Below are 26,232 nucleotides of genomic sequence, written 5' to 3'. Positions count from 1 at the left end.
AATGAAATGAAGATTGCCGTCATCGCCGACCCGCATTTCCACGACATCGACTATCGCCAGGGCGTGGGGCGTGGGGACCAGGTGGCGGTGCGGACGCTGGCCGACACCAACGCCTCGACGCGTGTCTTCAACGAAAGCTTCCATGCCACCAAGGCGCTGCTTGACGACATCGTCCGGCGCGGCATCTCGCTGGTCGTCGTTGCCGGCGACCTGACAGACGATGGCCAGCAGTCGACGATGGTCGCGGCGACGGCGCTGCTGGCCGACTATTCCCGGCGGTTCGGCCTGCGCTTCGTGGCGACTGCAGGCAATCACGACCTCTACGCCATCCACGGCCGGCACCAGAGCAAGCGGTTCCTCAACACAGACGGCTCGCACACGTTGGTGACCAGCGATCCCGCCATGGAACAGGGCGACTCCGTCGAGCGCATCGTCTCGGACGAGATGTATTGCGGTGGCTATGGCGCCGCGATCCCGGCGATGGGCGCCTATGGTTTCTTTCGCAGCGAAGGCGACCTGCACTGGGAGTGCCCGTTCGGAACCGACGACAGGCTGGAGGCGCGGGCTTTCGAGATCGTTTCGGCCGATGGCCGGACTGTGAGGCGCATGGTCGATGCCTCATTCCTGGTCGAGCCGGTGGAAGGCCTATGGCTGCTATGCATCGATGCCAATGTGTTCGAGCCGAAGGATGGCGACCTCGATTCGAGGCTGGAGAAGAGCTATCACGACAGCACCGATGCCGGCTGGAACTCGATGCCGCGCAACAAGGGTTTCGTGCTCGACTGGATGAAGGACGTTGCCGCACGCGCCAACGCAGCCGGCAAGCGGCTGATCGCATTCTCGCATTATCCGATCATCGATCCGCTCAACGGTACCTCGGCCGACGAGGCGAAGCTGCTCAACGACACCAGCTTCCTGCGCCGCACGCCGGGGGCGGAAGTGTCGCGTGCTGCGGCGGCGACCGGCATCAAGGTGCATTTCAGCGGGCACCTGCACATCAACGACACCGCCGTCTTCCGTGACGGCGACGACTGGCTGGTCAACATCGCCGTGCCGTCGATGGTGGGTTTTCCGCCCGCTTACAAGATCGTCGAGATGGACGGCGAGCGGTTGGAGGTCGAGACGGTCATCATCGCCGATGTGCCGGGACACGACGCGGCATTTCCATACTACCGCATCGAGGCTGCGCGGGAGAGAACGTCGGCCGCGGTGACGGAAGCGGAAAACCACGCTGATTTCCTGAGCCGCCATCTCGCGGAGATGGTCAGGCACCGCTACCTGCCCAAGGAATGGCCGCGGGATCTTGCGGCGCTGGTGCCGCAACTGAACCTAGGCGATCTCGATCGGCTGGCCGGCACTACGGTGCCGCTGACGTCGGGCGACGCCTTTACCTTCCTGGCCTCTGCCGGCGAACCGGACGCGCCGGACTGGCAAGGGCTGCCGCTTTTCGAAATGGTGGTCGACTGGTACAGGCTGCGCAAGGGACGCGAGGTGGCGCTCGATTTCATCGATCCGGCGCGCATCGCCGCCTATCGCCATCTGGCTGGACGGTTCGCCGCCGGCGCGTGGCCGGAGGGCTGCCTGCAGGACCGGCTGGCATCGTTCATGCAGATGATGATGGACTGGCTGGCCAGCGCGCCGTCACGCGACTTCTCGGTCGACCTTGCGACCGGCGAAGTGACCTCAAAGAATCACTTGGGCCGGACGGTTTTGCGCCAGACCGGGTCGGCGTGAAAGCAGACGCGGCCGCCTTGCGCAGGCTCGGGGTCGTCGCTGTCGAGCAGCTTGGTGATATGGTCGGCCACCTGGTCGATCGGCTGGCGGAAGGTGGTCAGTTGGTAAGACGCCCAGCCCGCCTGCTCGATGTCGTCGAAGCCGACGACGCACAGCTCGGCCGGCACGTTCATGCCGAATTCGACGCGCGCAGCATCCATGAAACCGCAGGCAAGCAGGTCGGTGACGCAGAAGGCGGCATCGGGCCGGTCCGAGCCGCTGAGCAGCAGGCGCCCTGCTTCGAAGCCCGCGCCATAGCCGGTGGGCCCGGCGCGGGTGATGGTGACCGACAGGCCGGCCTCGCCGGCCGCAGCCTCGAAGGCGCGCTCGCGGGCAACCAGGCTCGGCGTGCCGGCTTGCGACGACACCACGGCGATGCGGCGGCAGCCGGCGCGATGCAGCATATGGAAGGCTTCACGGGCCGCGGCCGCATTGTCGACGGTGATGTTTTCGGGGCCGTCGAGATGGTCGTCGCGGTTGATCAGGATGACGTGCTGGCCGCTGTTGATGCAGGTGTTGATGAGCGAGGCTGGCGGGGTGCCTGACAGAACCACGGTGGCGTTGGCGCGGTAGTTCAGCGTCTGGCGCAGCGCCGCATCGACGCTGTCGCTGTCGCCAGAGGTGTTGATGACCATGGCGACGCGGTTGATGGCCTGCAGGCGCCGCGTGATCGCGTCGAGCAGGCGTGAATGATAGGGCGTGTTGATGTCGGCGCCGATGAGGCAGACGATGCCGCTGTCCTCGTGGATCAGGCTGCGGGCGAGATGGTTGACGTGATAGCCGAGTGTCTCGGCAGCCTCGAGCACCTTCTTGCGGGTGGTCTCGGAAACGCTGGCGCCATCGGTGAAGGTGCGGGAGACGGCCGAGCGGGAAACGCCAGCGAGTTCGGCGACCTGCTGGGCGCTTACGAATGACCTGCCCGGCTTCAGTTCGGACATCGACGGCTCCAGTTTGGGTCGGTCGTCAAACCAATTTTTGGCTTTGCACAAATGTGCAACGGCTGCACCCTGATACAATCGGATTTGACCGCCTGCAATGCTGCAACTGGAATCTTGCAGCCGCAAATGCTGCATCGGGATTCGAGCGGCCGCTCAGGCCAGCTCTGCCTCGGGCTGGACCAGATCGGCGACGGTGAGGCCGCGGATCAGGGTCGAAAGCTCGGGCTCGTCGATCAGCACGGCCGCATCCGACGGCGTCAGCCAGGCGCGCTGACGTACCCCGGCTTCCTGCCATGCGTCGAGTTCCTCGGAGACGTCGATGAGATAGGCGGTGACCTCGACATGGACGAAGCTGGTCGACAGCCGCTTCCAGTAACAATAGCTGCCGGCTGGCCTTTTCAATGCCTTGCCACGTACGCCGGCTTCCTCGCGGGCCTCGATGAGCGCGGCCTGGCGGCCGCTCTTGCCCTTCATCGGCCAGCCCTTGGGCACGATGAAACGGCGCGTGCCGCGCGAGGTGACAAGCATGACCTCAAGCTCGCCGGCCTCGTTCACACGGAACGGGATGGCAGCGACCTGGGCGATGATCTCGCCCTTGTTCGCCTTGCGGATGGTCTTCTTGTCCTTCGGCATTTTTGCCCGCTTGTTCCTTTGCATGTGCCGAAGCGCTGTCGGCTTTGTTTGTAACACCTCGGCCCGTTTGGGTTCATGACGCTTAAGATAGTGCAATGAACACGATTGCAAAATGCGTAAAAACCACTCACTCTGCAACAGGCCAAAACGACATCAGATCGTTAGACGGCGAAAAAGATGGAGGGAACTGCAATATGAAGACTGCCCTTTTGCGTTCGGCCGCGCTGGCCGCGTTGATGATGGCCGGCGGCGCGTCGGCGCAGGCTGAAAGCCTGACGCTCTATTGCAGCGCTGACGAGGCCTGGTGCCAGCAGATCAAGACCGGCTTCGAGGAAAAGACCGGCATCACCGTCGACATGACGCGCAAGAGTTCGGGCGAGACCTATGCCCAGGTGCGTGCCGAAGCGAGCAACCCGAAGGGCGATGTGTGGTGGGGCGGCACCGGCGATCCGCATCTGCAGGCCGCCGAGGAGAACCTGACCGAAGAGTATATCTCGCCGATGCGCGGCGAACTGCACGACTGGGCGATCAAGCAGGCCGAGGCCGCCGGCAACAAGACCATCGGCGTCTATTCGGGCGCGCTTGGCTTCGGCTACAACAAAGATCTTCTGGCCAAGAACGGCCTGCCCGAGCCGAAGTGCTGGGCGGATCTGACCAAGGCCGAATTCAAGGGCCAGATCCAGATCGCCAACCCGAACTCGTCGGGCACCGCCTATACGACGCTGGCAACGATGGTGCAGCTGATGGGCGAGGACAAGGGCTTCGACTACATGAAGGCCCTGCACGCCAACATCAACCAGTACACCAAGTCAGGCTCGGCGCCGATCAAGGCTGCGGGCCTCGGCGAAACCACAGTCGGCATCGTGTTCATGCACGATGCCGTGGCCCAGACGGCGGCCGGCTTCCCGATCGTCACGGTGGCACCCTGCGAGGGCACCGGCTATGAGATCGGCTCGATGTCGCTGATCAAGGGCGCCCGCAATGCCGAGGCGGCCAAGAAGTTTTACGACTGGGCTCTTTCGGCTGAGATGCAAGGCAAGGCCAAGGACGTGAAGTCGTTCCAGCTGCCTTCGAACAAGACGGCTGCCGTGTCCGAGCTGACGCCCGACCTGTCGACGATCAAGCTGATCGACTACGACTTCAAGAAGTACGGCTCGAGCGAAGAACGCAAGCGGCTGCTTTCAAAGTGGGACACGGAAGTCTCGACGCTGCCGCAATAATAGATGCGCTCCCGCGACTTTAGCGGCGGCCTGCACCCGACCGTCATCCTTTGGGTGGCGGTCGGATTGCTCGGCTTTGCCGTGCTCCCCTGGTACGGCGTCGAAGACGGGTTCTTCGGCTTGTCCTGGCTGTTCGAGGGCTATCCCCTCGACAGTGAGTTCGCGCCCGCGCTGATCCTCAATCTCAAGGGGGAGAAGCTGTGGCTGGCACCGCTCGGCCTGCTGCTGGCTACGCCGCTGCTTTTGTGGGGCCGCAGGAAATCCGATCCACTGTTCGGCAGGCTGCTCGTTGCGATAGGCGCGGCGGGCTTTGCCTGGCTGCTGTTCCAGGGCTTTGCCATAGGCCTGCGCGGCTGGCAGTTCGGCTGGCTGCACAGCCTGTTCGGCGATCTCGACGACCGCCAGTTCGGCATGGGCTACGGCGCGCTGCTGGTGGGGCTGGCCTTCCTGTTCCTGTTCTCGCTCGGGTTCGCGGCGCGCGGCGCGGTCGGCGGCGACGTCTTCGTGGTCTCGACCATCGCCTTCGTAGTGGCGTCGGTCGGCCTGTTCATCTTCATGCCGATCCTGCAGATGCTGGCAAATGCGCTGATCACGGAGGACGGCACCTATTCGTTGACGACCTTCCTCGGCAAGCTGTTCAGCGCGCGGCTGTGGAGCCTCGACTGCCTTGCTGGCGGCAGCCGTTGCGGAGTCGCCTGGAATTCGCTGTTCCTCGCCGTGCTCGTGGGCGTGCTGACGACCGTGCTGGGCCTCGTCTTCGCACTGATGGTGACGCGCACGGGCTTCCGCTATGGCAAGCTGCTCAGGGCGCTGACGGTGCTGCCGATCATCACGCCGCCTTTCGTCATCGGCCTCGCCATCATCCTACTGTTCGGCCTGTCGGGCGCGGTGACGCAGACGTTCTCGGAGCTGTTCGGCATCCAGCCGACGCGCTGGATCTACGGCCTACCCGGACTGCTGATCGCCCAGCTTCTGGCCTTCACGCCGATCGCCTTTTTGGTGCTGATCGGGGTGGTCGAGGGCGTCAGCCCGTCGATGGAGGAGGCGGCGCAGACGCTGCGCGCCAACCGCTGGCAGACCTTCTGGACGGTGTCGCTGCCGTTGATGCGGCCGGGCCTCGCCAACGCCTTCCTGCTCGGCTTCATCGAGAGCATGGCCGATTTCGGCAACCCGCTGGTGCTGGGCGGCAATTTCGACGTGCTGTCGACGGAGATCTTCTTTGCCATCGTCGGCGCGCAGAACGACGAGGCGCAGGCGGCGATCCTGGCGCTGGTGCTGCTCGCCTTCACGCTGCTCGCCTTTTATGCCCAACGTTTCTGGCTCGGCAAGAAGTCCTACACGACGATGTCGGGCAAGGGCGACGCCGGCGTCCACCCGGAGCTGCCCACCGGCCTGAAGCGCGCCGTCTACGGCGCTGCCGGCTTCTGGGTCGCGTTCACCATCTTCATCTATGCGACGATCTTCTATGGCAGCTTCGTCAAGCTCTGGGGCGTCGATCACAGCCTGACCTTCGCCCATTATGTGAAGGCCTTCGCGGTGGGCTGGAACGAGTTCGGCATCCACTGGAAGGGCTCGGCCTGGAGCTCGTTCTGGACGACGCTGCAGATCGCGCTGATCTCGTCGCCGCTGACGGCGGCCATCGGTCTGCTCACCGCCTATCTTCTGGTGCGGCAGAACTTTGCCGGCAAGAACGCCTTCGAGTTCGGCACCATGCTGTCCTTCGCCATTCCGGGCACGGTGATCGGCGTCAGCTACGTGATCGCCTTCAACGTGCCGCCGATCGAGCTGACCGGCACCGGCATCATCCTCGTTCTGTCCTTCATCTTCCGCAACATGCCGGTGGGCGTGCGGGCGGGCGTGGCGTCGATGTCGCAGATCGACAAGAGCCTTGACGAGTCGTCGCTGACCTTGGGTGCCAATTCATGGCAGACCTTCCGCAAGGTGGTGCTGCCCTTGCTCAGGCCCGCGATCGTTGCCGCACTGGTCTATTCCTTCGTGCGTGCGATGACGGCAATCAGCGCCATCATCTTCCTGGTCAGCGCCCGCTACGACATGTCGACGAGCTACATCGTCGGCCGCGTCGAAAACAACGAATACGGCATTGCCATTGCTTACTCGGCCGTGCTGATCGGCGTCATGCTGGTGGTGGTCGGGCTGATGCAGCTTGTGGTCGGGCGGCGCAACATCGGCCGGCGCGGGCAACATGGGGATCCGCAGTCCGGCGGCTGGCGCTCCAACGTCAGCCTGCCTGCGCGCAACCAACCGGCATTTTCTGGAGGCGGCTGATGGCTGAGATCAAGAGCAACGCCGCTTCGGTGGAGTTCCGCGAGGTCACCAAGGTCTACGGCAAAAGCCCGGTGCCGGCGGTCAACAACGTGTCGTTGTTCGTCGAGGCCGGCAAGCTGGTCACTTTGCTCGGCCCCTCCGGCTGCGGCAAGACGACGACGCTGCGCATGATTGCCGGGCTGGAGATGGCGACGCGGGGGCAGATCCTGATCGGTGGTGCCGATGTCACCCATTTGCCAGCGACAGACCGCGACGTGTCGATGGTGTTCCAGTCCTATGCGCTGTTTCCGCATATGACGGTCAACGAGAACGTCGAGTACGGGCTTAAGTTCTCCGGCTTCGCCAAGAAGGAGATCGGTGATCGCGCCCGCGCCGGGTTGGAGCTGGTGGGGCTTTCCGGCTACGGCAGCCGCTTGCCGAGCGAGCTGTCCGGCGGCCAGCAGCAGCGCGTGGCCGTGGCGCGCGCGCTGGTGCTCGAGCCACAGGTGCTCTTGTTCGACGAGCCGCTGTCCAATCTCGACGCCAAGCTGAGGCGCCGGGTGCGCGAGGAGATCCGCGACATCCAGACCAAGCTCGGGCTGACGGTGGTCTATGTCACCCACGACCAGGAGGAGGCGCTGGCCGTCTCCGATCGCATCATCGTCATGAACAATGCCGTCATCGCCCAGGACGGCACGCCGCGCGAACTCTACGACGCGCCGGCGGATGCCTTCGTCGCCGACTTCATCGGCGAGGCCAACATCTTCGACTGCGAGATTTCAGCGGTGGCGGACGGCATGGCGAGCGTGCGGTTGGGTGGGTTGGAGACCAAGCTTGACGCGCGCGGCATGGCGCCGGGGCCTGCCAAGCTCGCCGTGCGGCCGAGCCGCATCGAGATCAAGCCGGCAGGCAGCCCGCGCACGATCCCCGGCCGGCTGGACAAGGTGACCTATGTCGGCTCCGACCTGGAGTTCATGGTCGGCACAGAGTTCGGCGAGGTGTTCGCCGTGTCGTCCGATGTCGATGCGCCGTTCGTGCCTGGGCAGGAGGTTGGCATCGGCTTTGCCGCGCGCGGACCGGTGCTGATCAGGGGGTAGGGATCTCTGGCTTGATTGGGCTATCCAAACCGTTTCAGTGTTAAGGGCACGGCAAGGCCACTGCTGATCCGGTCCAAGTTGTTTCGGCCAAGCGGCGAAGTGCCTAAACGAAGCTCTGCGCTGCCGCCGCGATGGCGACGTAGCGCGTCAGCTTGGCGATGCTGACGAGAGAAAGAAAGCTCCACAGCGGCTCCTTCAGCGTGCCGGCGATCAGCGTCAGCGGGTCGCCGATGATCGGCACCCAGGAGAGCAGCAGCGACCAGCGGCCGTAGCGGCGATACCAGCTTTCGGCGCGCGCAAGCGCTGCCGGGCTGGCCGGAAACCAGCGGCGGTCCTTGAAGCGCTCGACCTGTCGGCCGAGCACCCAGTTGACCAGCGATCCCAGCACATTGCCGATGGTTGCGACGGCAATCAGCAAGGCAAGCGAATGGCCGCCATTGAGGATCAGCCCGGCGAGCACGGCCTCGGACTGCGCCGGCAACAGCGTCGCGGCCGCGAAGGCCGCGACGAAGAGGCCGCCATAGGCGGCGAGGCCGGTCATGCTGCGGTCCTGCCCGGCAGCTTACTGGGTCGCCCTGCCGGAAAGGCCGTCGATGATCGGGCAATCGGGCCGATCATCGCCGTGGCAGTTGTGGACGAGGTGGCGCAGCGTGTTGCGCAGCTCGGTCAGTTCGGCGAGCTTGCGGTCGATCTCGACCAGCTTGATCTCGGCGATGGCCTTGACGTCGGCGCTCTCGCGCTCCTTGTCGCCATAGAGCGACAGCAGCTGTCGGCATTCCTCGACCGAAAAGCCCAGGCTGCGCGAGCGCTGCAGGAAGCGCAGGCGGTGCACGTCCGACATCGAATAGTCGCGATAGCCATTGCCGGCGCGATCGGGACGCAGCAGGCCGATGTCCTCGTAGTAGCGGATGGTCTTGGCCGGCAGGCCCGACTTTTCCGAAGCAGTACCAATGTTCATCTTTCACTCCTTGAGCGATCTTCGAATGATATAAGGCTTCCAGTAACTGGAAGTTCAAGGGGCTGGCGAAAACGTGATGCAGGCCGGCGCGCGTAGCGCCGGCCTGCTGTTCAAATCAATCGTCGTAGGCCATCGAGGTCATCATGCCACCGGCCATGTGGTAGAGATGGTGGCAGTGCAGCGCCCACTTGCCGGCGTTGTCGGCGTCGAAGGCGATGGTCACCATGCCCATGTTGGCCGGCACCAGAACCGTGTCGCGCATCGCACCGGCAAAGCGTTTTCCGTTGACCGCGACCACCTGGAAGAGATGGCCGTGCAGGTGCATCGGGTGCGACATGGTGGTGTGGTTCATGAAGGTCAGCTCGAAGCGGTCGCCGCTCTTCACCGCCAACGGCTTGTCCTGGCCATGCATGGCGCCGTCGAGCGTCCAGACATAGTTGGGTCCTTCGCCCAGCATCATGGTGTGCTGGCGCGTGGCCGCCTTTTCGGCTAGTGGCTTTGCCGCCCGCAGCCTCTGTTCGAGCTCTATGCCAACGGCAGGGAAGTCCTCGTCCGCCATGTCGGCCAGCTTGCCAACCGACGCGCCCTTGGCGGCGAGCACCACGCCGGTGCGCATGCGCCCACCTTCCTGCACGGCGAAAACGGGCCAGGCCGAAGCTTCCTTCGGCAGCTCGAGTACGATGTCAAGGCGCTGCGCCACCGCGAACTCGAAGCGCGAGCCTTCGACCGGTTCCACCGGCATGCCGTCGACGGCGATCAGCCTGCCCGTGAGCTTGCCGAGGTCGAGCCACATGTTGGTGCTGGCCGCACCGTTGATGAGGCGCAGCCGCACGCGCCCGCCCGGCTCGACGGGGAACACTTCGGGGTCGTCGAGGGTACGGTCGTTGGCGAGCAGGGCATCATACTGCACGTCCTGTAGGTGAGACATGCCATCCATCTGGCCGCCCATCTGCATGCCGCCCATGTTCATCGAGCCATGGTCCATGCCGCTCATTTGTCCGCCATCCATCGCCATGCCCGGCATGTTGTGGCCTTCATGGCCGCCTGTTGCCGGGGCGGGTGCAGGCGCCATAGCGCCCATGTCGTGGCCACCGGTCTGTAGTTCGGCCAGGATCTCCCGGGGATCGCGGAAGGTGAAGTCGTGGAACAGCACCACGACCTCCTGCATGTCCTGGCCTGCCTCGGCCGGATCGCGCACGATCAGCGGAGCAGCAAGCATCAACTGCTCCTGCAACCCGAAATGCGAGTGCATCCAGAAGGTGCCGGCGCGGGCCACGGGGAAGTCGTAATCGTGGCTGCCGCCGTCGGGGATAGGCTCCTGCGAGATGCCTGCGACGCCGTCCTGCTGCCAGGGCGGGGTAAGACCGTGCCAGTGGATGACGGTCGGTTCGCCGATGAGGTTCTTCAACGTGACGCGGAAGTTCTCGCCGGCATTCATGACAAGGCCCGAGCTGCCATCGGCCTGGGTGAGGCCGAAGACGTTGGCCGCCTTGCCCTTGACCTCGATGACGCGCTTGCCTGCCGCGATGACCTTGTGCCCGTCGGCGCGTGCCGGGCGGGCGGGAAGCAGGAGAGAGGGAACCGCAGCAACTGAAAGCGTGGCGGCGGATGCCGTCAGAAACCTGCGGCGTGAAAGGGTTTTCATTTTCTAAAGTCTCCAAAAACTGAAAGAGTTCCGGCTCTTGGGCGAGCCGGATCGGGCGCGTTGCAGCGCCTGTCAGTTCAGGCGACGGATGGTGGCCGGGGGTGAGGCGAGGCTATTGCCCCGTAAAGGGGTTCGGTCGTCGCGGGATGCGGCGAAATGGTTGCCAGGTCGGGGAAGACTGTGGGCAGGGGCAGGGGTGCGCAATAGCTGCACGACGCCACACATTGAGCAAGGCAGGCATTGCCATCGACGTCCTGCGAATTGTCGCCGCAACAGGCGCCGTCGGCTGCCTTGGCGTGATGCGACATCGTTTGGGTGGCATGCGGCTGGTGCTGGCTGCTGGCCGGGTGGGCAGAGGCTGCCTGACCGAGTGCGAGGAAGAAGAGGAGCAGCAGCGGCAGCATCAGGCGCAGGGCGCTCGATGCCCTGGGCCTGCCGTACGCCATCACGACAGCACGCGCGCCAGCCTGCCCGCGCTGGCCAGCGCGCCCGGGGTGGTTCGTCATGTGCCGCATTGAATGCATGTCCTATCAATGGGTACTGGACTCGCCTTGGTCAAGCGGCGTTGTTGTCGCTTTCCTCAGGCGTGAAGAAGACGTCGGCGTGAATGTCGGCTGCCAAAACCCCGCTTGCGCCTAGAACGGCCATGGCTGAGTCGACCATGGCCGGAGGGCCGGCGACATAGGCCTTGGCGCCGGCAAGGTCGCGGTGATCTTGCGCGAGCGCGTCTGAAACGTAGCCGCTGCGGCGACCATCCGAGGCATCCTGCGAAAGCACCGGTACAAAATTCAGGTTGGGGAACCTCTGCGCCAGCGCCCGGAAATACGCGATCAAATAGAGGTCACGCTCGGCGCGGGCGCCGAAATAGAGATGGATAGGCGCGTCGAAGCCGCCATGCAGCGCCGTCTCGACGATCGACTTGATCGGCGCGAGGCCGCTGCCGCCGGCAAGCGCTACGATCGGGCCGGCGTGGGCTTCGCGCAGGTAGGCGGAGCCGGCCGGACCCTCGATCCGCACCTTGTCGCCCGCTGTGAGTGACGCATGGATCAGCCCGCTGGTGCGGCCGCCTGGCACAGCCCTGATGTGCAGTTCGATGAGCTCTTCGCTGGCGCGATTGGCCATTGAATATTGCCTGGGCGGCGCGCCGGGAACGGTGAGTGTCAGATATTGCCCGGCGGCGAAGCGGAAGGCCGCGCGATCGGAAAGCCGCAGGCTGAGAGCAAGGATGTCATGGGTCATGCGCTCGATGGCGACGACTTCGGCGTCCTGGGTCACGGCGGGCCTTGCGACAAAGGCTTCGTCCAGCCATTCGACGGTGACGTCAGCTGTCGGCACCGACCGGCAGGCGAGAATCAGGCCATTGGCCCGATCCTCCTCCGTAAGGGCGAAAGGCGAATGCTTGCCGAGTTCGACATCGCCGGTGATCAGGCGCGACTTACAGGCGCCGCAGCGGCCGGAGCGGCAGCCATGCGGATAGGGAACGCCGGCCTCGAGTGCCGCCAGAAGGATCGTCTGGGCTTCGCCAACGGGGATACGTCGGCCGGGCTGGGGCAGGGTCAGGTAGGTCATGGTCATGCCGCTCGGGTCAGGTCCAGCAGCGCTTCGATCTCGGCGCGCTGGGTTGGGAAAGTGCCGAAGAAGACGTGCTTGTCGTCGATGATGGTGATCGGAGCGACGCGCACGCCGGTGCGGCGCTTGGCCTCGTCGGCGATGGCGGGGTCGCGCAGGTCGCGCTCGACGAAGGGGAGCTTCTGGGCATTCAGCCAGCGCTTCAGCGCCAGGCAGTCGGGGCAGGTGGGCGTGGTGAAGATCTCGATCCAGGGAGCGTTGGGCATGGCGGCCTCGCATGAGCAGACGTGGTGATGAGGGGAGGAGCGGCCTGCTGGGAAAGCAGGCCGCAAGGTTTGGCTACTCGGCGGGAACCAGCGACGGGGCGCCCGATGTGGCCGTTGCGCGGGCCGGAGCCTTGAAGCGCTTCAGCCGCATCGCATTGCCGAGCACGAAGACGCTCGACATCGCCATCGCGCCTGCCGCCAGCATCGGCGACAGCAGCGTGCCGCTGATCGGGTAGAGCACGCCCGCCGCGACCGGGATGAGGGCGGCGTTGTAGGCGAAGGCCCAGAACAGGTTCTGCCTGATGTTGCTGATCGTCGCCTTGGAAAGCGCGATCGCGTTGGTCACGCCCAGCAGGTCGCCGGACATCAGCACCACGTCCGCACTTTCGATGGCGACGTCGGTGCCGGTGCCGATGGCGATGCCGACCTCGGCCTCGGCCAAAGCGGGCGCGTCATTGATGCCGTCGCCGACGAAGGTCACCGCACGGCCGCCGGCCCTGAGGCGCTTGATGGCGTCGACCTTGCCGTCGGGCAGCACTTCGGCGACGACCTCGTCGATGCCGAGCTGGGCGGCGATGGCTTCCGCCGTGCGGCGGTTGTCGCCGGTGATCATCGCGACCTTCAGGCCCAGGTCGTGCAGAGCGCGGATGGCCTGCGGCGTCGTCGGCTTGATCGGGTCGGAGACGGCGATCACAGCTGCGAGCTTGCCGTCGACAGCCGCATAGAGCGGGGTCTTGGCCTTGTAGCCCATGCTGATCGCGGTCTCCGCGAACTCCTGCACGCTGATGCCGAGCTTGGCCATGTAGCGGTCGGCGCCGACTGCGATGCGATGCTTGCCGACGCTGGCGCTGACGCCGTACCCGGGCACGGCCTCGAACGCACCTGCCTCACCGAGCACAAGGCCTTCGTCCTTGGCGGCAGCAACGATGGCGGAAGCCACCGGGTGCTCGGACTGGGCCTCGACTGAGGCCACCAGGGCCAGAACCTTCGCACGGTCAAAGCCATTGGCGACTTCGAGGTCGGTCATCACGGGCTTGCCCGCCGTCAGCGTGCCGGTCTTGTCCAGCGCGACGACCTGCGTCGACTTCAGCGACTGCAGCGCCTCGCCGTTGCGGAACAGCACGCCGAGTTCTGCCGCGCGTCCGGTGCCGACCATGATCGAGGTCGGCGTGGCGAGACCCATGGCACACGGGCAAGCGATGATCAGCACGGCGACCGCATTGACCAGCGCGAAGCTGACGGCCGGCTCCGGACCGAAGAACAGCCAGACGGCAAAGGTCAGTGCTGCGGTGACCATGACGGCAGGTACGAACCAGGACGTGACCTTGTCGACCAGCGCCTGGATGGGCAGCTTGGAGCCCTGAGCCGTTTCGACCATGCGGATGATCTGGGCCAGCAGCGTGTCGGCGCCGACCTTGGTGGCCCGGTAGGTGAAGCTGCCGGTCTTGTTGATGGTGCCACCGACGACCTCGGCGCCTTCGCCCTTGCTGACCGGGATAGGTTCGCCGGAGATCATGGATTCATCGACAAAGGACGAGCCCGAAAGCACCGTGCCGTCGACCGGCACCTTGTCGCCCGGGCGCACCTGGATGACGTCGCCGGCGGCGACTTCTTCCAGGGCGACGTCGACGAACTCGCCGTTGCGCTGGACGCGCGCCGACTTGGCCTGCAGGCCCATCAGCCGCTTGATCGCTTCGCTGGTGCGGCCCTTGGCCTTGGCCTCGAGCACGCGGCCAAGCAGGATTAGCGTGATGATGACCGCCGAGGCCTCGAAATAGACATTGACCGTGCCAGCAGGCAGCGCGCCGGGCGCAAAGGTGGCGACCACCGAATAGGCCCAGGCGGCGGTCGAGCCGAGCACGACCAGCGAGTTCATGTCGGGCGCGAGCCGCACCAAGGCCGGCACGCCCTTCTTGTAGAAGCGCAGGCCGGGGCCGAACTGGACGATGGTCGCCAGCACGAAAAATGCGATGTAGAGGCTCTGCTGGGTGATATTCGTCAGCAGCCAGTGGTGCATCGGCGGAAACAGGTGCGAGCCCATCTCGAGCACGAAGATCGGCAGCGTCAGCACGGCAGCGATGGCGAAGTCGCGCTTGAGATGAGAGAATTCCCGGTTGCGGGCGTCCTCGCGGCTGTCGCCCTCGACGCCGGTCTTGTCGCTGCGGCGCGGCTCGTAGCCGGCCTTGCGGATGGCGGCGTCGATCGCCGAACGGGGGGCTGCACCGGCGAAAGTCTCAACGGTGGCGCGCTCGGTGGCGAGATTGACGGATGCCTTGAGCACGCCCGGTACGGCGGCGATTGCCAGCTCTACGCGACGGACGCAGGAGGCGCAGGTCATGCCCTCGATCTCGACCTCCGACTTTTCGACCGGAACCGCATAGCCGGCACTGTTGATGGCGGCGATAACGGCAGCGGAATCCGCCGTGCGGTCGAAGGCAACGTCAGCGCTTTCCGTGGCAAGGTTGACGGCAGCCGCGGTCACCCCCGGCACCTTTGATATGGCGACTTCGACGCGACGCACGCAGGAGGCGCAAGTCATGCCTTCGATCGGGAAGCTTTGCCGGACGGTGCTGGCCGCTGGTGGGTTCAAGGGAGCATTCATGGTCATGGACCTCTATTTCATCGATTTTCGAACCGAGGTCTAAGGCTTCCAGTGTTGGTAAGGTCAAGCGCTTTCCTGCATGTTTTCCATCTTGGTGATAACGCATTGAAAACGTTTACCTATGCGCCCCAATTCGGCTTGAAGGGGCTTTGCCGACGAGGGAAAAGTCGTGGTAACAAATCCGTGATTGAAAAATTGTTGACCTTACAGTGGCTGGAAACACCAGATTGCGGCTACGGCGTCATGCCGACCCGAATGAGGACTTGAAATGCTGAAGATGAATGTTCCCGACATGACCTGCGGCCATTGCGCCGGCATGGTGACCAAGGCCGTGCAAAGCGTCGACGCGGCCGCGCGTATCGACATCGACCTGAAGTCGCAGACCGTTTCCGTCGAAACGTCGGCCGATGCCGCCAAGGTGGCCCAGGCGCTCGACGCTGCCGGCTATCCCGCGCAAGCAGTCTGACAGGGTCGAAAATCAAAGGCGGTGCGGCGGGATTTCCCCACCCGCACCGCCTTTTTGTATTTTGTCCGGCTGGCAACAACATAACGCTGCCGCGGAAGAGTTTCCGGCGCTGTCGAGGCGCCTGCAAATATGACGCGACCCTGGCCGGGCCTGCTCCCCTAGTATTTCGACGACAAATCAAGCTATGATGCGGCTGGCCTTCCTGCGGGGACAGCGTCCCCCGGGATGCCGGGAGGACAGAGGATGGCCATAGCGCTCGTACTCGTTCTTGTTGTCATTGGCTCGGTGCTGTTTCATGTGCTGAGCCCTTGGTGGTGGACGCCGATAGCCTCCAACTGGGGCTACATCGACAGTACCCTCGTCGTCACTTTCTGGATCACCGGCGCCGTCTTCTCGGCGGTCGTGCTGTTCATGGCCTATTGCGTCTACCGCTTCCGCCACAAGGAAGGGCAGAAGGCGGCCTACGAGCCCGAGAGCAGGAAACTCGAATCCTGGCTGACCCTGATAACGGCGGTCGGCGTTGCGGCGATGCTGGCACCCGGCCTTTATGTCTGGAAGCAGTTCGTCACCGTGCCGAAGGATGCGACCGAGGTCGAGGTCGTCGCCCAGCAATGGCAGTGGAGCTTCCGCCTGCCCGGAGCCGACGGCAAGCTCGGCACGTCGAACGCCCGACTGATCAATTCCGACAACCCGCTTGGCATCAATCCCGAAGATCCGAACGGCCAGGACGATGTCGTGGTCGAAGCAGCCGACCTGCACCTGCCGATCGACAAGCCGGTCAAGATGCTGCTGCGCTCGATCGACGTGCTGCATGATTTCTACGTGCCCGAGTTCCGCGCCAAGATGGACATGGTGCCGGGCATGGTCACCTATTTCTGGCTGACCCCGACGCGGACGGGAACGTTCGAAGTGCTGTGCGCGGAACTCTGCGGCACGGGACATGGGTTCATGCGCGGCATCGTCATGGTGGACACTGCGCAGGACTACACGACATGGCTGCAGCAGCAGTCGACATTCGCCCAGCTGACCGGGCCTGCCAAGGTGGGGGCGCTGGTCGACCGGGCGAAGGCTGCGGCGACAGTGGAATAAGGAGACACGGCGCGACCGCTCGATGGCGGCCTCACCGCGAAAGGCAGAGGCAAGAGCAACAGGTGCACGCATGGTCGATGTCACGCCGCACGGAGCAGACCTGATCCCACCGGCGGAAGTGGGCGAGATGGATCTCTACCATCCGCACAGCTGGTGGACGAAATACGTCTTCTCGCAGGACGCCAAGGTCATCGCCATCCAGTATTCCGGCACCGCGATGGCCATCGGCCTGGTGGCGCTGGTGCTGTCATGGCTGATGCGGCTGCAACTCGGCTTTCCCGGCACCTTCGACTTCATCACGCCCGAGGCCTATTACCAGTTCATGACCATGCACGGCATGATCATGGTGATCTACCTGCTCACCGCGTTGTTCCTCGGCGGCTTCGGCAACTACCTGATCCCGCTGATGGTCGGCGCGCGCGACATGGTGTTCCCCTATGTCAACATGCTGAGCTACTGGATCTACCTGGTCGCGGTGCTGGTCCTGGTGTCGAGCTTCTTTGCGCCGGGCGGACCGACGGGGGCCGGCTGGACGCTCTATCCGCCGCAGGCGATCACTTCCGGCACGCCCGGAGGCCAGGACTGGGGCATCATCCTGATGCTGGTGTCGCTGATCCTGTTCATCATCGGCTTCACCATGGGCGGCCTCAACTATGTGGTGACCGTGCTGCAGGCCCGCACGCGCGGCATGACGCTGATGCGCATGCCGCTGACCGTGTGGGGCATCTTCACGGCAACGGTCATGGCGCTGCTGGCCTTCCCGGCACTGTTCGTCGCCTGCGTCATGATGCTGTTCGACCGCATCATCGGTTCGAGTTTCTTCATGCCGGCCATGGTCGAGATGGGCGAGCAATCGCCGCACAATGGCGGCAGCCCGATCATGTTCCAGCACCTGTTCTGGTTCTTCGGCCACCCCGAGGTCTACATCGTGGCGCTGCCCGCCTTCGGCATCGTCTCCGACCTGATCAGCACGCATGCGCGCAAGAACATCTTCGGCTATCGCATGATGGTGTGGGCGATCGTCGGCATCGGCGCGCTCAGCTTCGTCGTCTGGGCGCACCACATGTACGTGTCGGGCATGCACCCCTATTTCGGCTTCTTCTTCGCCACCACGACGCTGATCATCGCGGTGCCGACAGCCATCAAGGTCTATAACTGGGTGCTGACGCTGTGGCGCGGCGACATCCACCTGACCTTGCCCATGCTGTTTGCGCTCGCCTTCATCGTCACCTTCGTCAATGGCGGGCTGACCGGCCTGTTCCTCGGCAATGTCGTGGTCGACGTGCCGCTGTCGGACACGATGTTCGTGGTGGCACATTTCCACATGGTGATGGGTGTGGCGCCGATCATGGTCGTCTTCGGCGCGATCTATCACTGGTATCCCAAGATCATCGGCCGGATGCTCAACGAGGCGATGGGCCGCTTCCATTTCTGGGTCACCTTCGTCGGTGCCTATCTGATCTTCTTCCCGATGCACTATGTCGGGCTGGTCGGCGTTCCCAGGCGCTATCCCGAACTCGGGGACACGGCGTTCATCCCGCCGTCGGTGCATACGCTCAACGAATTCATCACCATCGCTGCGTTGACCGTCGGCTTCGCCCAGATGGTGTTCCTGTTCAATCTGTTCTGGAGCCTGCGCAACGGCAAGGATGCCGGCGACAATCCGTGGCGGGCGACGTCGCTCGAATGGCAGACGGCGGGCACGCCGCCGCCGCATGGCAATTTCGGCAAGGAACTGCCGGTGGTCTACCGCTGGGCCTATGACTACAGCGTGCCGGGTGCGCCTGAAGACTTCATTCCGCAGAACGACCCGCGCCCGGCGACGCAAGGCGGGCCGGCATGAGCGTCATCCTGGTCTTCCTCGCGCTGATCACGGCCATTGCGGGCTGGTGGCTGTCGCGTCAGCGGCTGATGTCCAAGCCGTGGCTCGAAGTGGGGCCGGTCACGGCCTTTCCCGAGACTGAAGCGCCGATCATGCATCCGGCGAAGATCGGGCTCGGCGTGTTTCTCGCGGTGGTAGGCGCGCTGTTTGCGCTGATGATCAGCGCCTATTTCATGCGCATGGTCTATGCCGACTGGCAGGCAGCGCCCGTGCCACAGCTGTTGTGGCTCAACACCGCGATGCTGGTGCTGGCGAGCGTCGCGCTGCAATGCGCGGTGGTGGCCGCCCACAAGGGGCAACGCGACAATCTCCGCCTCGCGCTGCTGGCCGGTGCGCTGACTTCGACGGTCTTTCTCGGCGGTCAGTTGCTGGCCTGGCGCGATCTGGCGGCACAAGGCTATTTCGCGACCGAGAACCCGGCGGTCAGCTTCTTCTACCTGATCACCGCGATGCACGGGCTGCACATCATCGGCGGCCTGGTGGCGCTCGGCCGGACCAATGTCAGGGCATGGCGCGGCGAAAGCTCGGCACATCTCGTCCTCTCGACGGAACTGTGCGCCATGTACTGGCACGTGCTGCTCATCGTCTGGCTGGTGCTCTTCGCCGTGCTGATGGGCTGGGCGGCCGACTTCATCGACATCTGCCGCCGATTGCTGAGCTGAGGAGAACGGGGATGGCCGAAACCACACTGGGACATGCCGACCACACCGCGCCGCGGCCGCCGGGCCTGCGCGGCTTCGTCGCCGACTGGTCGTCGGACCAGCGGGCGTTCAAGGGCGTCTCCTGGGGGAAGGCCATGATGTGGATCTTCCTGCTCAGCGACACCTTCATCTTCGGCTGTTTTCTCCTGTCCTACATGACCGCGCGCATGTCGACTGTCGTGCCGTGGCCAAATCCGAGCGAGGTCTTTGCCCTGCACCTGTTCGGCCAGGACGTCCCGCTGATCCTGATCGCGATCATGACCTTCGTGCTGATCTCGTCGTCCGGCACGATGGCGATGGCGGTCAATTTCGGCTACCGGCGCGACCGCAGGAAGACGGCGATCCTGATGCTGCTGACCGCAGCCCTCGGCGCGACCTTCGTCGGCATGCAGGCCTTCGAGTGGACCAAGCTGATCAGCGAAGGCGTGCGGCCCTGGGAGAACCCGTGGGGGGCCGCGCAGTTCGGCTCGACCTTCTTCATGATCACCGGCTTCCACGGCACCCATGTGACGATCGGGGTGATCTTCCTGCTGATCGTCGCGCGCAAGGTCTGGCGCGGCGACTACGAAACCGGTGCGCGCGGGTTCTTCACCAGCCGGCGGGGCCAGTATGAGAGCGTCGAGATCATGGGGCTCTACTGGCACTTCGTCGATTTGGTGTGGGTGTTCATCTTCGCGTTCTTCTATCTCTGGTGAGGTGAGCGATGGCACAGGTCGAAGCGCAGGATCATGGGCTGCACGGGCACGCCGCAGCGACTCACGCGGCTACCCATGCCGAGGGGCAGCAACACCCGATCAAGCTCTACCTCGTCGTCTGGGGCTGGCTTTTCATCCTCAGCGCCTGCTCCTACGCCGTCGATTATTTCGGCGTTCACGGCTATCTGCGCTGGGCGCTGATCCTCATCTTCATGATGCTGAAGGCCGGGCTGATTGTTGCCGTGTTCATGCACATGGCCTGGGAACGGCTGGCGCTGTCCTATGCAATCATCGTGCCGCCGCTGGTAATCCTGGTTTTCGTGGCGATCATGGTGGTCGAGTCGCGCTACACCGAAATCACGCGGGTGCTGTCCTTCGGCGCCGGGCCGTAACGGCAGCCGGCCGCACCGGGTCGCCGGCGCGTTCTTCGTTGACAGGAAAACTGATGGGAGGAGAATGAGTTTTCTCGTTCTTCGAGGATCACCCCCAACAGAAGGACGCCCAAGATGACGATCGCAAGGAAATTGCAAGACTACATGGCCGGCAAGGGTATCCCCTTCGATACCGTTGCCCATCACCGGACCTCGACCAGCAGCCAGACGGCGCAGGCGGCGCACATTCCGGGCAGGCGGCTTGCCAAGCCGGTGTTGCTCCACCACGAAATGGGCTACGCGCTGGCCGTGGTTCCGAGCAGCCACCGGGTCGAACTCAATACCCTGCAGGACGTGCTCGGCAAGCGGCTCGGGCTCGCCTCAGAAGACGAGGTCGGGCAACTGTTCAGCGACTGCGATATCGGCGCCGTGCCCCCGGTCGGTGCTGCCTATGACGTGCCCGTCATTCTCGACGAAAGCTTCGGCGCGGAGGGCGACGTCTATTTCGAAGGCGGCGATCATAAGACGCTGGTGCATGTCAGTGGCGGCGATTTCCGCAACCTGCTGCAGGGCGCGCAAGTCGCCCGTTTCAGCCACCCGGCCTGACAGGGGCCGGATACTTCAACGCCCGCCCCTCATCAGGGCGGGCGAAGTTTTTTCGAGAGAGAAAATGCGCCGGCGGCTGGGCGCCACCGGCGATGAGTTGGTCAGGCCCGCTTGCCTGCGGTGTTGACCGGCGCCGGTACCGGCGCGGCTTCAATCACCTTGCGGTAGAGATGCCAGGTCGAATGGCCGAGCACGGGCAGAACCACTGCCAGTCCGACGAGCAGCGGCAGCGTGCCGATGACCAGACCGACAGCGACGATCAGGCCCCAGAGCAGCATCGGTATCGGGTTGGCCATGATCGCGCGCGCCGAGGTCTCGACGGCGGCATAAGCACCGATGTCACGATCGAGCAGCACCGGGAAGGCGATGACCGTCGTGCTCAACGCGACGAGGGCGAAGGCGAAGCCGATGACGTTGCCGAGGATGATCAGCGTCCAGCCGCGCTGGGTGGTCAGCACGTCGCTGGCGAAACCGGAGAAGGTCGCTGGAGCACTGTCGCCGTACAGCCATGAAAACAAGGCCTGCGCGGTGAACAACCAGGCAATGAACAACGCCATCAGCATGATGCCGAGCACGGCAATCGCCGGCATGGCGGGCGAATTCCGGACGTCGAGCGCATGCCACCAGGAGGTATCCAGATTCTGTTCGCGCCGGCGGCTGATCTCGTAGAGGCCGATCGCGGCGAACGGGCCGAGCAGGGCGAAGCCCGTCATCAGCGGGTAGATGAGCTGAAGAGCGTTGCCGCCGGAGGTCCATGTAATGAGGAACACGCCGACCACCGGATAGATCAGACATAAAAAGACGTAGTGTGAAGGTTTGTCCCAAAAGTCTTCAAATCCGCGGCGAAGCGCGTCAAATACATCCGAAACCCCTATCCGGCGTATGGCGGGGTGTTCGACGTTGCTGCCGGTTCCTGCTGCGTAGACATGGAAACTTGCCATTAACCATTCCTCCGAGATCGGGCCCGGTTCGGTCGCGGCTTGTGGTGCTGCCGTCCAGCGTGACTGGTCACGCGAACCGCGACCTGCACCGTGGACGATGATAGCAATCATCGCGGCCCTTGTCGCCCCTGCCGCACCACGCCTCCGATTTCGCGGTCCTGCTGGCTCCAGAAGCTGCAACGCAATGGAGCATGGCGCGTTACCACAGCCGGGGATAGTATCGCTCGCGTCGACGTGGAGCGCCGACCTGACTTAGGAGATAGCCATGAGACTGACGGCATGGGGCGCATCCGCCCTTCTTGCAGCTTCGGTTCTAGTCAACAATCCGGTCCATGCGGCAGGCGATGCAGCCGCCGGCAAGAAGGTGTTCAGCAAATGCATGGCCTGCCATGACCTGGCGGTCGACAAGAACAAGATAGGCCCCTCCCTGCACGGCGTGGTTGGCCGTACTGCAGGCACGCTCGCCAGTTTCGAAGCCAAATACTCCGATGCCATGAAGCAGGCCGGCGCCGGCGGTCTCGTCTGGGACGAGACCAACATCGCCGCCTACATGAAGGCGCCGAAGGAAAAGGTGCCCGGCAACAAGATGGCCTTTCCCGGTCTCAAGGACGATGCCGACATCGCCAATGTGATCGCCTATATCGAGGAATCCTCGAAGTAGCAGCCAGGTCGGTTGCCTGTGCTGGTATCACGGCGGCTCGTCGCTGCAGCGGCGGAGCTGCAAATAATGCCTATTTTTTGGGCGGCATACTCCAAACGGGGGATGCTGCAAAATTTGGAATGGTGTTGGTAGCTTCGGTGCACCAAACGTCTAACAACTCATAACGTATGTCGGACGAAACATTGCAATTGGCGGCACAGCATTTTGAGCAAGCTCTGTATTGCAGGCCAGCGTTTTAAATAATCTAGCTATTAGTGCCTCTGTGAGGGGGGAAACTGCGGCTTCTTGGGGGACCCTCGGAAGCCGCGACATTTTCCTTTCGCCGCGAGCTTCCCTGATTTCCGATCGGTACGCGCTCAGCCGCAATGCAGCCGTCGGCGTCTAGCAAGACACCTCAATCCGGCGCATCGAAATCGGGCGTGACGGCTGCGATGTTGTAGGCCTCGAGCCGCGCGGTCGGCGCGTCGGCGGCATCGAAGCTCAGGATCGTCGCGGTACCCGGCGTCACCGGAACCACACGCGAGGGCGGAAGCCCCAGGAAGGCATGGCAGGCCGCACGGATGACGCCGCCATGGACGATGGCAAGCGTGTCGCCGTTGCATTTCCTCAGGCAGTCCCTCAACCCGTCGACGATGCGGGCACAGAAATCGGCCCAAGGCTCGCCGCGCTCGGGCGTGAAGGTGCCGGCGCGCCAGGCCAGATATTCGTGCGGACGCTCCGCTTCGAGCTCGTGCTTGACGCGGCCGGTCCAGGTGCCCATGTCGATCTCGCGCAGGCGCGGGTCGAGCGGGGCATCGCCATAGCCGAGCAGGCTGGCCGTCTGGCGCGTGCGGCCAAGATCGGAGACGACGACATGGTCGGGCTCCATGGCCTTTGCGAAATCGATGAAACGCTGGACCTGCCTGATGCCCCGTGGAGACAGCGGCGCGTTGTCGTGGCCCTGGAGCCTGTGTTCGGCATTCCAGGTGGTCTCGCCATGGCGCACCATTATCAATCTCATCAGTCGATCCTTTCACCAGTCATTGCAAAAACCGCACTCGGCTCCCCCAGGAAGCTGAGGCGTATCGTGTCGCCGCTCGCGGCGCGGAAGTAGCCGTCGGCCATTGCGGTCAGCCGCTTGCCGCCGGAGAAGGCCGTCACCATGGTGCGCCCGGCGATCGGCGCCGCCTCCTCGAAGCGCGCCGTGATCGCCGGCCGTCCCGGCACGTCGCCGACCATCAGGCCGTGGGCGGGATAGAGAAGCTGCACCCCGTCTTGCGTTTCGGCCCGCCTGGCATCGGCCAGCCGCAAGCCATCGTAGACGAGTCCGTCGCCGCTTCTTGTTACTTCGATCAGATTGGCTGGCGGCGTGCCGAGGAAGGTGGCGACGAAAGTGGTGCGCGGGTTTTCCAGCAGGTCGAGCGGCACGCCGAACTGCTCGACGCGACCGTTGTTCAGCACGGCGACATGGCTCGCCATCGTCATCGCCTCGACCTGGTCGTGGGTGACATAGACAGAGGTTGCCCCGGTGGCCCGGTGGATGCGCATCAGTTCGCTGCGCATCTCGATGCGCAGCTTGGCGTCGAGATTGGACAGCGGCTCGTCGAACAACAGGATGCTCGGCTTGGGGCCGATGGTGCGGGCGATCGCCACGCGCTGCTGCTGGCCGCCGGAGATTTCGGCGGGGTAGCGCTCCTTCAGGGCGGAGATGCCGAGAAGGCCGAGCACTTCGTCGGCGCGGGCGGTGCGGTCGGCCTTGCTCCATTTCGCCACCTTGAGCGGCCATTCGATGTTGCCGGCGACCGTCATGTGCGGCCACAACGCGTAGCTCTGGAACACCAGGCCGGCATCGCGGGCGCCCGCATCGGCGACGAGGCCGCGCGTGCCGTCGGAAACGGTGCGGCCCATGAAGGCGAATTCGCCTTCGCTCGGCGTTTCCAGCCCGGCCAGCATGCGCAGCAAGGTCGACTTGCCGCAGCCGGACGGGCCGACTAGCACCAGGAACGATCCCTGCGGCACCGAGATGTCGACATTGTCGACGGCGGTGAAGTTGCCGAAACGCTTGGTGACGTTGCGGATCGCGATCGCCGGGACGGATGTGCCGTGTTGCGAGGTCATGCGGATTTCCACTTCTGGACGCGGTTCTGCAGGCGGTGCGCCAGAAGCGTGGCGACGACGCAGAGGACGAGGATGACCATGGTGATGGCGTTGGCGAACTGCATGAAGCCTTCGGCGGCGTAGCGGTAGGCGAGCATGCTGAGGACCGGCGAGGTCGAGGTGAACAGCAGCACCACCAGCGACAGGTCGCGGACGATCTTGACGAACACAAGCAGCGCACCCGCGAGCAGGCCGCGGATGGCGAGCGGCATGATGATGGCGCCCATGCGGCGGAAGAAGCCGGCGCCGGTCAGCCGGGCACTCTCTTCGATGTCGGCCGAGATCTGGCCAAGCACCGAGCGGCCCGACTGCACGGCGTAGGGCAGCAGATGCGCCGAAGCTGCCAGCACCAGAAGCAGGAAGGTGCCGTAGAGGGAAGGCAGCGGGCCGATGGGTGCGCCGAACAGTGCGATGTAGGCGGCGGCAAAGGCGATGCTCGGGATCAGGATCGGGGTGAACGACACCTGGCCGAGGACGGTGGCGAGCACCGAACCCTTGTTGCGGGCGATGGTGTGGGCCAGCGCCAGGCCAAGCGCCATGGTGGTGAATGCCACGGTAACGGCAAGCTTCAGCGTCATCCACAAAGCCTCGATCAGTACGGGGTTGCGGAAGATGCCGGCCTGGCCCTGCGCCATGTCGGTGCCGCCTTCGCCGATCCAGAAATGCGTCGTCCAGTTGGAGAAGAGCGAGCCGTTCTGCAGCGCGAAACTCGAGGCGGTGAGGATGACTGCCGGCAGGAAGGTCGTCAGTGCGCACATCAGCACGGCGACGCAGAACAGCGGCCAGCGCCATTTGCCGAGCGGGAAGCGCTTGGTGCGCCCGCCCTTGCCGGTGACGGTGACATAGCTCTTGCGGCCGGCGACCAGGCGCTCGCCGAGCCACAGGAAGGACGCCGACACGATGATCAGCAGCAGTGCGATGACGAAGCCGCGTTCGGTCTGGCCGGTCTCGATCATGCCGAACAGGCGCGTCGACAGAGTTTGCATCCTGACCGGCAGACCGAGCAGGGCCGGGGCGGCGAAGTTGGAGACCGCGCCGGCGAAGGTGAGCGAGGCTGCGGCGACGAGCGCGGGGGTGACGACCGGCAGGATGATGCCGAAGAAGATGCGTGAACGCTTGGCGCCGGCGACTTGTGCCGCTTCGACGAGATCGGCGCCGACAGAGCTCAGCGCCGCCGAAATGACGGTGAAGGCCAGCGAATAATAATGCGCGATCAGCACGATCAGGGTCGGCAGCAGGCCCCAAGCGAGCCAGTCGGGCACGATGTAGCCGTTGGCCTCGAAGAAGCCGACCGAACCGCCAAGCCGGCTGTTGCGAAACAGCGCGCCCCAGGCAAGGGCTGCGGCAAAGCTCGGGATCATGAAGGGCAGGGTGGCGAGCAGGCCGAGCGTCTTCGGTGCGGGAACGTCGGTCAGCACAACCAGCCAGGCAAGGAAGCCGCCCATCAGGACGCATCCTGCGGCGACGCCGATGCCGAGCAGCACGGTGTTCCAGAGCGGACGCCACCACAGGTTCTCGGACATCTTGCTGGCAAGCACGGCCTGCCAGGCATCGAGGCCTTCAACGGTCAGCGTCGACAGGACGATCTTGACCAGCGGCGCGATGACCAGGACGCCGACGACCAGGATCAGGACGACGGGTACGAGCGTTTCGGAGCGCAAAAAGCCTCTCCGGGACAACACGGATGTTGCAACGGCGGACATGACATTCTTTCTCGC

Annotated in this window: 25 protein-coding genes; 13 read left to right on the top strand and 12 right to left on the bottom strand. The window is 64.4% G+C overall.

The features are described 5' to 3' along the window. The first annotated feature begins 6 nt into the window (after positions 1–6). Positions 7–1,734 (top strand): metallophosphoesterase family protein, encoded by a 1,728-nt coding sequence (locus GGQ99_RS10770; RefSeq protein ID WP_183262538.1) that lies wholly within the window; start codon positions 7–9, stop codon positions 1,732–1,734. On the opposite strand, the gene GGQ99_RS10765 is transcribed toward GGQ99_RS10770, so the two are convergent. Together GGQ99_RS10765 and GGQ99_RS10760 are read right to left on the bottom strand one after the other, a co-directional pair. Further along, entirely contained in the window at positions 1,692–2,711 is a 1,020-nt protein-coding gene (locus tag GGQ99_RS10765; RefSeq protein WP_108606710.1) for a LacI family DNA-binding transcriptional regulator, read from the bottom strand. The two genes, GGQ99_RS10770 and GGQ99_RS10765, sit on opposite strands and share 43 nt — an antisense overlap. Positions 2,712–2,864: 153 nt before the next feature. Beyond that, positions 2,865–3,344: an NUDIX hydrolase gene (locus tag GGQ99_RS10760; protein WP_183262537.1), complete on the bottom strand. Its 480-nt coding sequence runs from the start codon at positions 3,342–3,344 to the stop codon at positions 2,865–2,867. A gap of 194 nt (positions 3,345–3,538) precedes the next feature. On the opposite strand from GGQ99_RS10760, the gene GGQ99_RS10755 reads away from it, so the two are divergent. Genes GGQ99_RS10755 through GGQ99_RS10745 form a run of 3 tightly spaced genes read left to right on the top strand, consistent with a single transcriptional unit; the run spans position 3,539 to position 7,926 of the window. Next, a complete protein-coding gene (locus GGQ99_RS10755) occupies positions 3,539–4,564 on the top strand; it encodes an ABC transporter substrate-binding protein (protein ID WP_108606712.1) in 1,026 nt (341 codons plus the stop codon). 3 nt (positions 4,565–4,567) lie between these two features. Continuing rightward, entirely contained in the window at positions 4,568–6,850 is a 2,283-nt protein-coding gene (locus tag GGQ99_RS10750; protein ID WP_183262536.1) for an ABC transporter permease, read from the top strand. After that, on the top strand, positions 6,850–7,926 hold the full coding sequence (locus GGQ99_RS10745; RefSeq protein ID WP_108606714.1) for an ABC transporter ATP-binding protein: 1,077 nt from the start codon (positions 6,850–6,852) through the stop codon (positions 7,924–7,926). Before GGQ99_RS10750 ends, GGQ99_RS10745 begins: the two co-directional genes overlap by 1 nt. 103 nt (positions 7,927–8,029) lie before the next feature. Here GGQ99_RS10745 and GGQ99_RS10740 read toward each other — a convergent pair whose 3' ends face one another. From GGQ99_RS10740 to GGQ99_RS10730, 3 genes are all read right to left on the bottom strand, one after another. Further along, positions 8,030–8,467 carry a YqaA family protein gene (locus GGQ99_RS10740; RefSeq protein ID WP_108606715.1) on the bottom strand — a complete coding sequence of 146 codons (438 nt, stop codon included), beginning with the start codon at positions 8,465–8,467 and terminating at the stop codon, positions 8,030–8,032. Positions 8,468–8,488: 21 nt separating this feature from the next. Beyond that, the gene (cueR, locus tag GGQ99_RS10735) at positions 8,489–8,884 is read right to left on the bottom strand and encodes a Cu(I)-responsive transcriptional regulator (protein WP_108606716.1); all 396 of its coding nucleotides are present in this window, start codon (positions 8,882–8,884) and stop codon (positions 8,489–8,491) included. A gap of 115 nt (positions 8,885–8,999) precedes the next feature. Next, positions 9,000–10,529 carry a multicopper oxidase family protein gene (locus GGQ99_RS10730; RefSeq protein ID WP_183262535.1) on the bottom strand — a complete coding sequence of 510 codons (1,530 nt, stop codon included), beginning with the start codon at positions 10,527–10,529 and terminating at the stop codon, positions 9,000–9,002. 224 nt (positions 10,530–10,753) lie between these two features. Here GGQ99_RS10730 and GGQ99_RS10725 point away from each other — a divergent pair, with 224 nt between their 5' ends. Beyond that, complete coding sequence (locus GGQ99_RS10725; protein WP_183262534.1) at positions 10,754–11,047, top strand: hypothetical protein; 294 nt, start codon at positions 10,754–10,756, stop codon at positions 11,045–11,047. 37 nt (positions 11,048–11,084) lie between these two features. Here the strand turns inward: GGQ99_RS10725 and GGQ99_RS10720 are convergent, their stop codons facing one another. The 3 genes from GGQ99_RS10720 to GGQ99_RS10710 form a co-directional block, all read right to left on the bottom strand. Further along, on the bottom strand, positions 11,085–12,104 hold the full coding sequence (locus tag GGQ99_RS10720) for a 2Fe-2S iron-sulfur cluster-binding protein (RefSeq protein ID WP_425486796.1): 1,020 nt from the start codon (positions 12,102–12,104) through the stop codon (positions 11,085–11,087). After that, complete coding sequence (locus GGQ99_RS10715) at positions 12,101–12,364, bottom strand: glutaredoxin family protein (protein WP_183262533.1); 264 nt, start codon at positions 12,362–12,364, stop codon at positions 12,101–12,103. Before GGQ99_RS10715 ends, GGQ99_RS10720 begins: the two co-directional genes overlap by 4 nt. Positions 12,365–12,437: 73 nt before the next feature. After that, positions 12,438–14,903: a heavy metal translocating P-type ATPase gene (locus GGQ99_RS10710; protein ID WP_246389549.1), complete on the bottom strand. Its 2,466-nt coding sequence runs from the start codon at positions 14,901–14,903 to the stop codon at positions 12,438–12,440. A gap of 331 nt (positions 14,904–15,234) precedes the next feature. Here GGQ99_RS10710 and GGQ99_RS10705 point away from each other — a divergent pair, with 331 nt between their 5' ends. The 7 genes from GGQ99_RS10705 (at position 15,235) to GGQ99_RS10675 (ending at position 20,776) form a co-directional block, all read left to right on the top strand. Beyond that, a complete protein-coding gene (locus GGQ99_RS10705) occupies positions 15,235–15,432 on the top strand; it encodes a heavy-metal-associated domain-containing protein (protein ID WP_108606720.1) in 198 nt (65 codons plus the stop codon). Between the two features lie 243 nt (positions 15,433–15,675). Then, positions 15,676–16,521, top strand: a complete 846-nt coding sequence (locus tag GGQ99_RS10700) for a cytochrome c oxidase subunit II (protein ID WP_183262532.1) — start codon at positions 15,676–15,678, stop codon at positions 16,519–16,521. Between the two features lie 70 nt (positions 16,522–16,591). Beyond that, positions 16,592–18,364, top strand: a complete 1,773-nt coding sequence (locus GGQ99_RS10695; RefSeq protein WP_183262531.1) for a cbb3-type cytochrome c oxidase subunit I — start codon at positions 16,592–16,594, stop codon at positions 18,362–18,364. Then, a complete protein-coding gene (locus GGQ99_RS10690) occupies positions 18,361–19,065 on the top strand; it encodes a cytochrome c oxidase subunit 3 (protein ID WP_183262530.1) in 705 nt (234 codons plus the stop codon). The genes GGQ99_RS10695 and GGQ99_RS10690 overlap by 4 nt, the downstream gene beginning before the upstream one ends. Positions 19,066–19,076: 11 nt before the next feature. Next, positions 19,077–19,799 carry a heme-copper oxidase subunit III family protein gene (locus GGQ99_RS10685; RefSeq protein ID WP_183262529.1) on the top strand — a complete coding sequence of 241 codons (723 nt, stop codon included), beginning with the start codon at positions 19,077–19,079 and terminating at the stop codon, positions 19,797–19,799. An 8-nt stretch (positions 19,800–19,807) separates the two neighbouring features. Next, positions 19,808–20,191, top strand: a complete 384-nt coding sequence (locus GGQ99_RS10680; protein ID WP_183262528.1) for a cytochrome C oxidase subunit IV family protein — start codon at positions 19,808–19,810, stop codon at positions 20,189–20,191. Between the two features lie 114 nt (positions 20,192–20,305). Further along, positions 20,306–20,776 (top strand): aminoacyl-tRNA deacylase, encoded by a 471-nt coding sequence (locus GGQ99_RS10675; RefSeq protein WP_108606726.1) that lies wholly within the window; start codon positions 20,306–20,308, stop codon positions 20,774–20,776. Positions 20,777–20,877: 101 nt separating this feature from the next. Here the strand turns inward: GGQ99_RS10675 and GGQ99_RS10670 are convergent, their stop codons facing one another. Beyond that, positions 20,878–21,717, bottom strand: coding sequence for a DUF2189 domain-containing protein (locus GGQ99_RS10670; RefSeq protein ID WP_108606727.1), 840 nt, complete (start codon positions 21,715–21,717; stop codon positions 20,878–20,880). A 265-nt stretch (positions 21,718–21,982) separates the two neighbouring features. Between GGQ99_RS10670 and GGQ99_RS10665 the strand changes: the two genes are divergently transcribed. Then, complete coding sequence (locus GGQ99_RS10665; protein ID WP_108606728.1) at positions 21,983–22,378, top strand: c-type cytochrome; 396 nt, start codon at positions 21,983–21,985, stop codon at positions 22,376–22,378. Positions 22,379–22,772: 394 nt separating this feature from the next. Here the strand turns inward: GGQ99_RS10665 and GGQ99_RS10660 are convergent, their stop codons facing one another. Genes GGQ99_RS10660 through GGQ99_RS10650 form a run of 3 tightly spaced genes read right to left on the bottom strand, consistent with a single transcriptional unit; the run spans position 22,773 to position 26,217 of the window. Further along, on the bottom strand, positions 22,773–23,378 hold the full coding sequence (locus GGQ99_RS10660) for a histidine phosphatase family protein (protein ID WP_108606729.1): 606 nt from the start codon (positions 23,376–23,378) through the stop codon (positions 22,773–22,775). Beyond that, the gene (locus GGQ99_RS10655) at positions 23,378–24,475 is read right to left on the bottom strand and encodes an ABC transporter ATP-binding protein (protein ID WP_183262527.1); all 1,098 of its coding nucleotides are present in this window, start codon (positions 24,473–24,475) and stop codon (positions 23,378–23,380) included. Before GGQ99_RS10655 ends, GGQ99_RS10660 begins: the two co-directional genes overlap by 1 nt. Beyond that, positions 24,472–26,217 carry an ABC transporter permease gene (locus tag GGQ99_RS10650; protein ID WP_183262526.1) on the bottom strand — a complete coding sequence of 582 codons (1,746 nt, stop codon included), beginning with the start codon at positions 26,215–26,217 and terminating at the stop codon, positions 24,472–24,474. Before GGQ99_RS10650 ends, GGQ99_RS10655 begins: the two co-directional genes overlap by 4 nt. Positions 26,218–26,232 lie beyond the last annotated feature (15 nt).

The sequence above is a fragment of the Aminobacter niigataensis genome, assembly GCF_014200015.1.
Lineage (GTDB): Bacteria > Pseudomonadota > Alphaproteobacteria > Rhizobiales > Rhizobiaceae > Aminobacter > Aminobacter niigataensis.
The sequence above is the reverse complement of the archived record's forward strand: the minus strand, read 5'-3'. Positions and strand labels throughout refer to the sequence as shown.

Bases quoted from the DNA above. Each gene is read 5' to 3' on its own strand.
- GGQ99_RS10655 (WP_183262527.1), bottom strand. From the start codon at position 24,475: ATGACCTCGCAACACGGCACATCCGTCCCGGCGATCGCGATCCGCAAC.
- GGQ99_RS10675 (WP_108606726.1), top strand. From the start codon at position 20,306: ATGACGATCGCAAGGAAATTGCAAGACTACATGGCCGGCAAGGGTATC.
- GGQ99_RS10695 (WP_183262531.1), top strand. From the start codon at position 16,592: ATGGTCGATGTCACGCCGCACGGAGCAGACCTGATCCCACCGGCGGAA.
- GGQ99_RS10760 (WP_183262537.1), bottom strand. From the start codon at position 3,344: ATGCCGAAGGACAAGAAGACCATCCGCAAGGCGAACAAGGGCGAGATC.
- cueR (WP_108606716.1), bottom strand. From the start codon at position 8,884: ATGAACATTGGTACTGCTTCGGAAAAGTCGGGCCTGCCGGCCAAGACC.
- GGQ99_RS10650 (WP_183262526.1), bottom strand. From the start codon at position 26,217: ATGTCCGCCGTTGCAACATCCGTGTTGTCCCGGAGAGGCTTTTTGCGC.
- GGQ99_RS10710 (WP_246389549.1), bottom strand. From the start codon at position 14,903: ATGACTTGCGCCTCCTGCGTGCGTCGCGTCGAAGTCGCCATATCAAAG.
- GGQ99_RS10730 (WP_183262535.1), bottom strand. From the start codon at position 10,529: ATGAAAACCCTTTCACGCCGCAGGTTTCTGACGGCATCCGCCGCCACG.
- GGQ99_RS10750 (WP_183262536.1), top strand. From the start codon at position 4,568: ATGCGCTCCCGCGACTTTAGCGGCGGCCTGCACCCGACCGTCATCCTT.
- GGQ99_RS10705 (WP_108606720.1), top strand. From the start codon at position 15,235: ATGCTGAAGATGAATGTTCCCGACATGACCTGCGGCCATTGCGCCGGC.
- GGQ99_RS10700 (WP_183262532.1), top strand. From the start codon at position 15,676: ATGGCCATAGCGCTCGTACTCGTTCTTGTTGTCATTGGCTCGGTGCTG.
- GGQ99_RS10665 (WP_108606728.1), top strand. From the start codon at position 21,983: ATGAGACTGACGGCATGGGGCGCATCCGCCCTTCTTGCAGCTTCGGTT.
- GGQ99_RS10670 (WP_108606727.1), bottom strand. From the start codon at position 21,717: ATGGCAAGTTTCCATGTCTACGCAGCAGGAACCGGCAGCAACGTCGAA.
- GGQ99_RS10770 (WP_183262538.1), top strand. From the start codon at position 7: ATGAAGATTGCCGTCATCGCCGACCCGCATTTCCACGACATCGACTAT.
- GGQ99_RS10720 (WP_425486796.1), bottom strand. From the start codon at position 12,104: ATGACCATGACCTACCTGACCCTGCCCCAGCCCGGCCGACGTATCCCC.
- GGQ99_RS10685 (WP_183262529.1), top strand. From the start codon at position 19,077: ATGGCCGAAACCACACTGGGACATGCCGACCACACCGCGCCGCGGCCG.
- GGQ99_RS10745 (WP_108606714.1), top strand. From the start codon at position 6,850: ATGGCTGAGATCAAGAGCAACGCCGCTTCGGTGGAGTTCCGCGAGGTC.
- GGQ99_RS10765 (WP_108606710.1), bottom strand. From the start codon at position 2,711: ATGTCCGAACTGAAGCCGGGCAGGTCATTCGTAAGCGCCCAGCAGGTC.
- GGQ99_RS10680 (WP_183262528.1), top strand. From the start codon at position 19,808: ATGGCACAGGTCGAAGCGCAGGATCATGGGCTGCACGGGCACGCCGCA.
- GGQ99_RS10660 (WP_108606729.1), bottom strand. From the start codon at position 23,378: ATGAGATTGATAATGGTGCGCCATGGCGAGACCACCTGGAATGCCGAA.
- GGQ99_RS10690 (WP_183262530.1), top strand. From the start codon at position 18,361: ATGAGCGTCATCCTGGTCTTCCTCGCGCTGATCACGGCCATTGCGGGC.
- GGQ99_RS10755 (WP_108606712.1), top strand. From the start codon at position 3,539: ATGAAGACTGCCCTTTTGCGTTCGGCCGCGCTGGCCGCGTTGATGATG.
- GGQ99_RS10715 (WP_183262533.1), bottom strand. From the start codon at position 12,364: ATGCCCAACGCTCCCTGGATCGAGATCTTCACCACGCCCACCTGCCCC.
- GGQ99_RS10740 (WP_108606715.1), bottom strand. From the start codon at position 8,467: ATGACCGGCCTCGCCGCCTATGGCGGCCTCTTCGTCGCGGCCTTCGCG.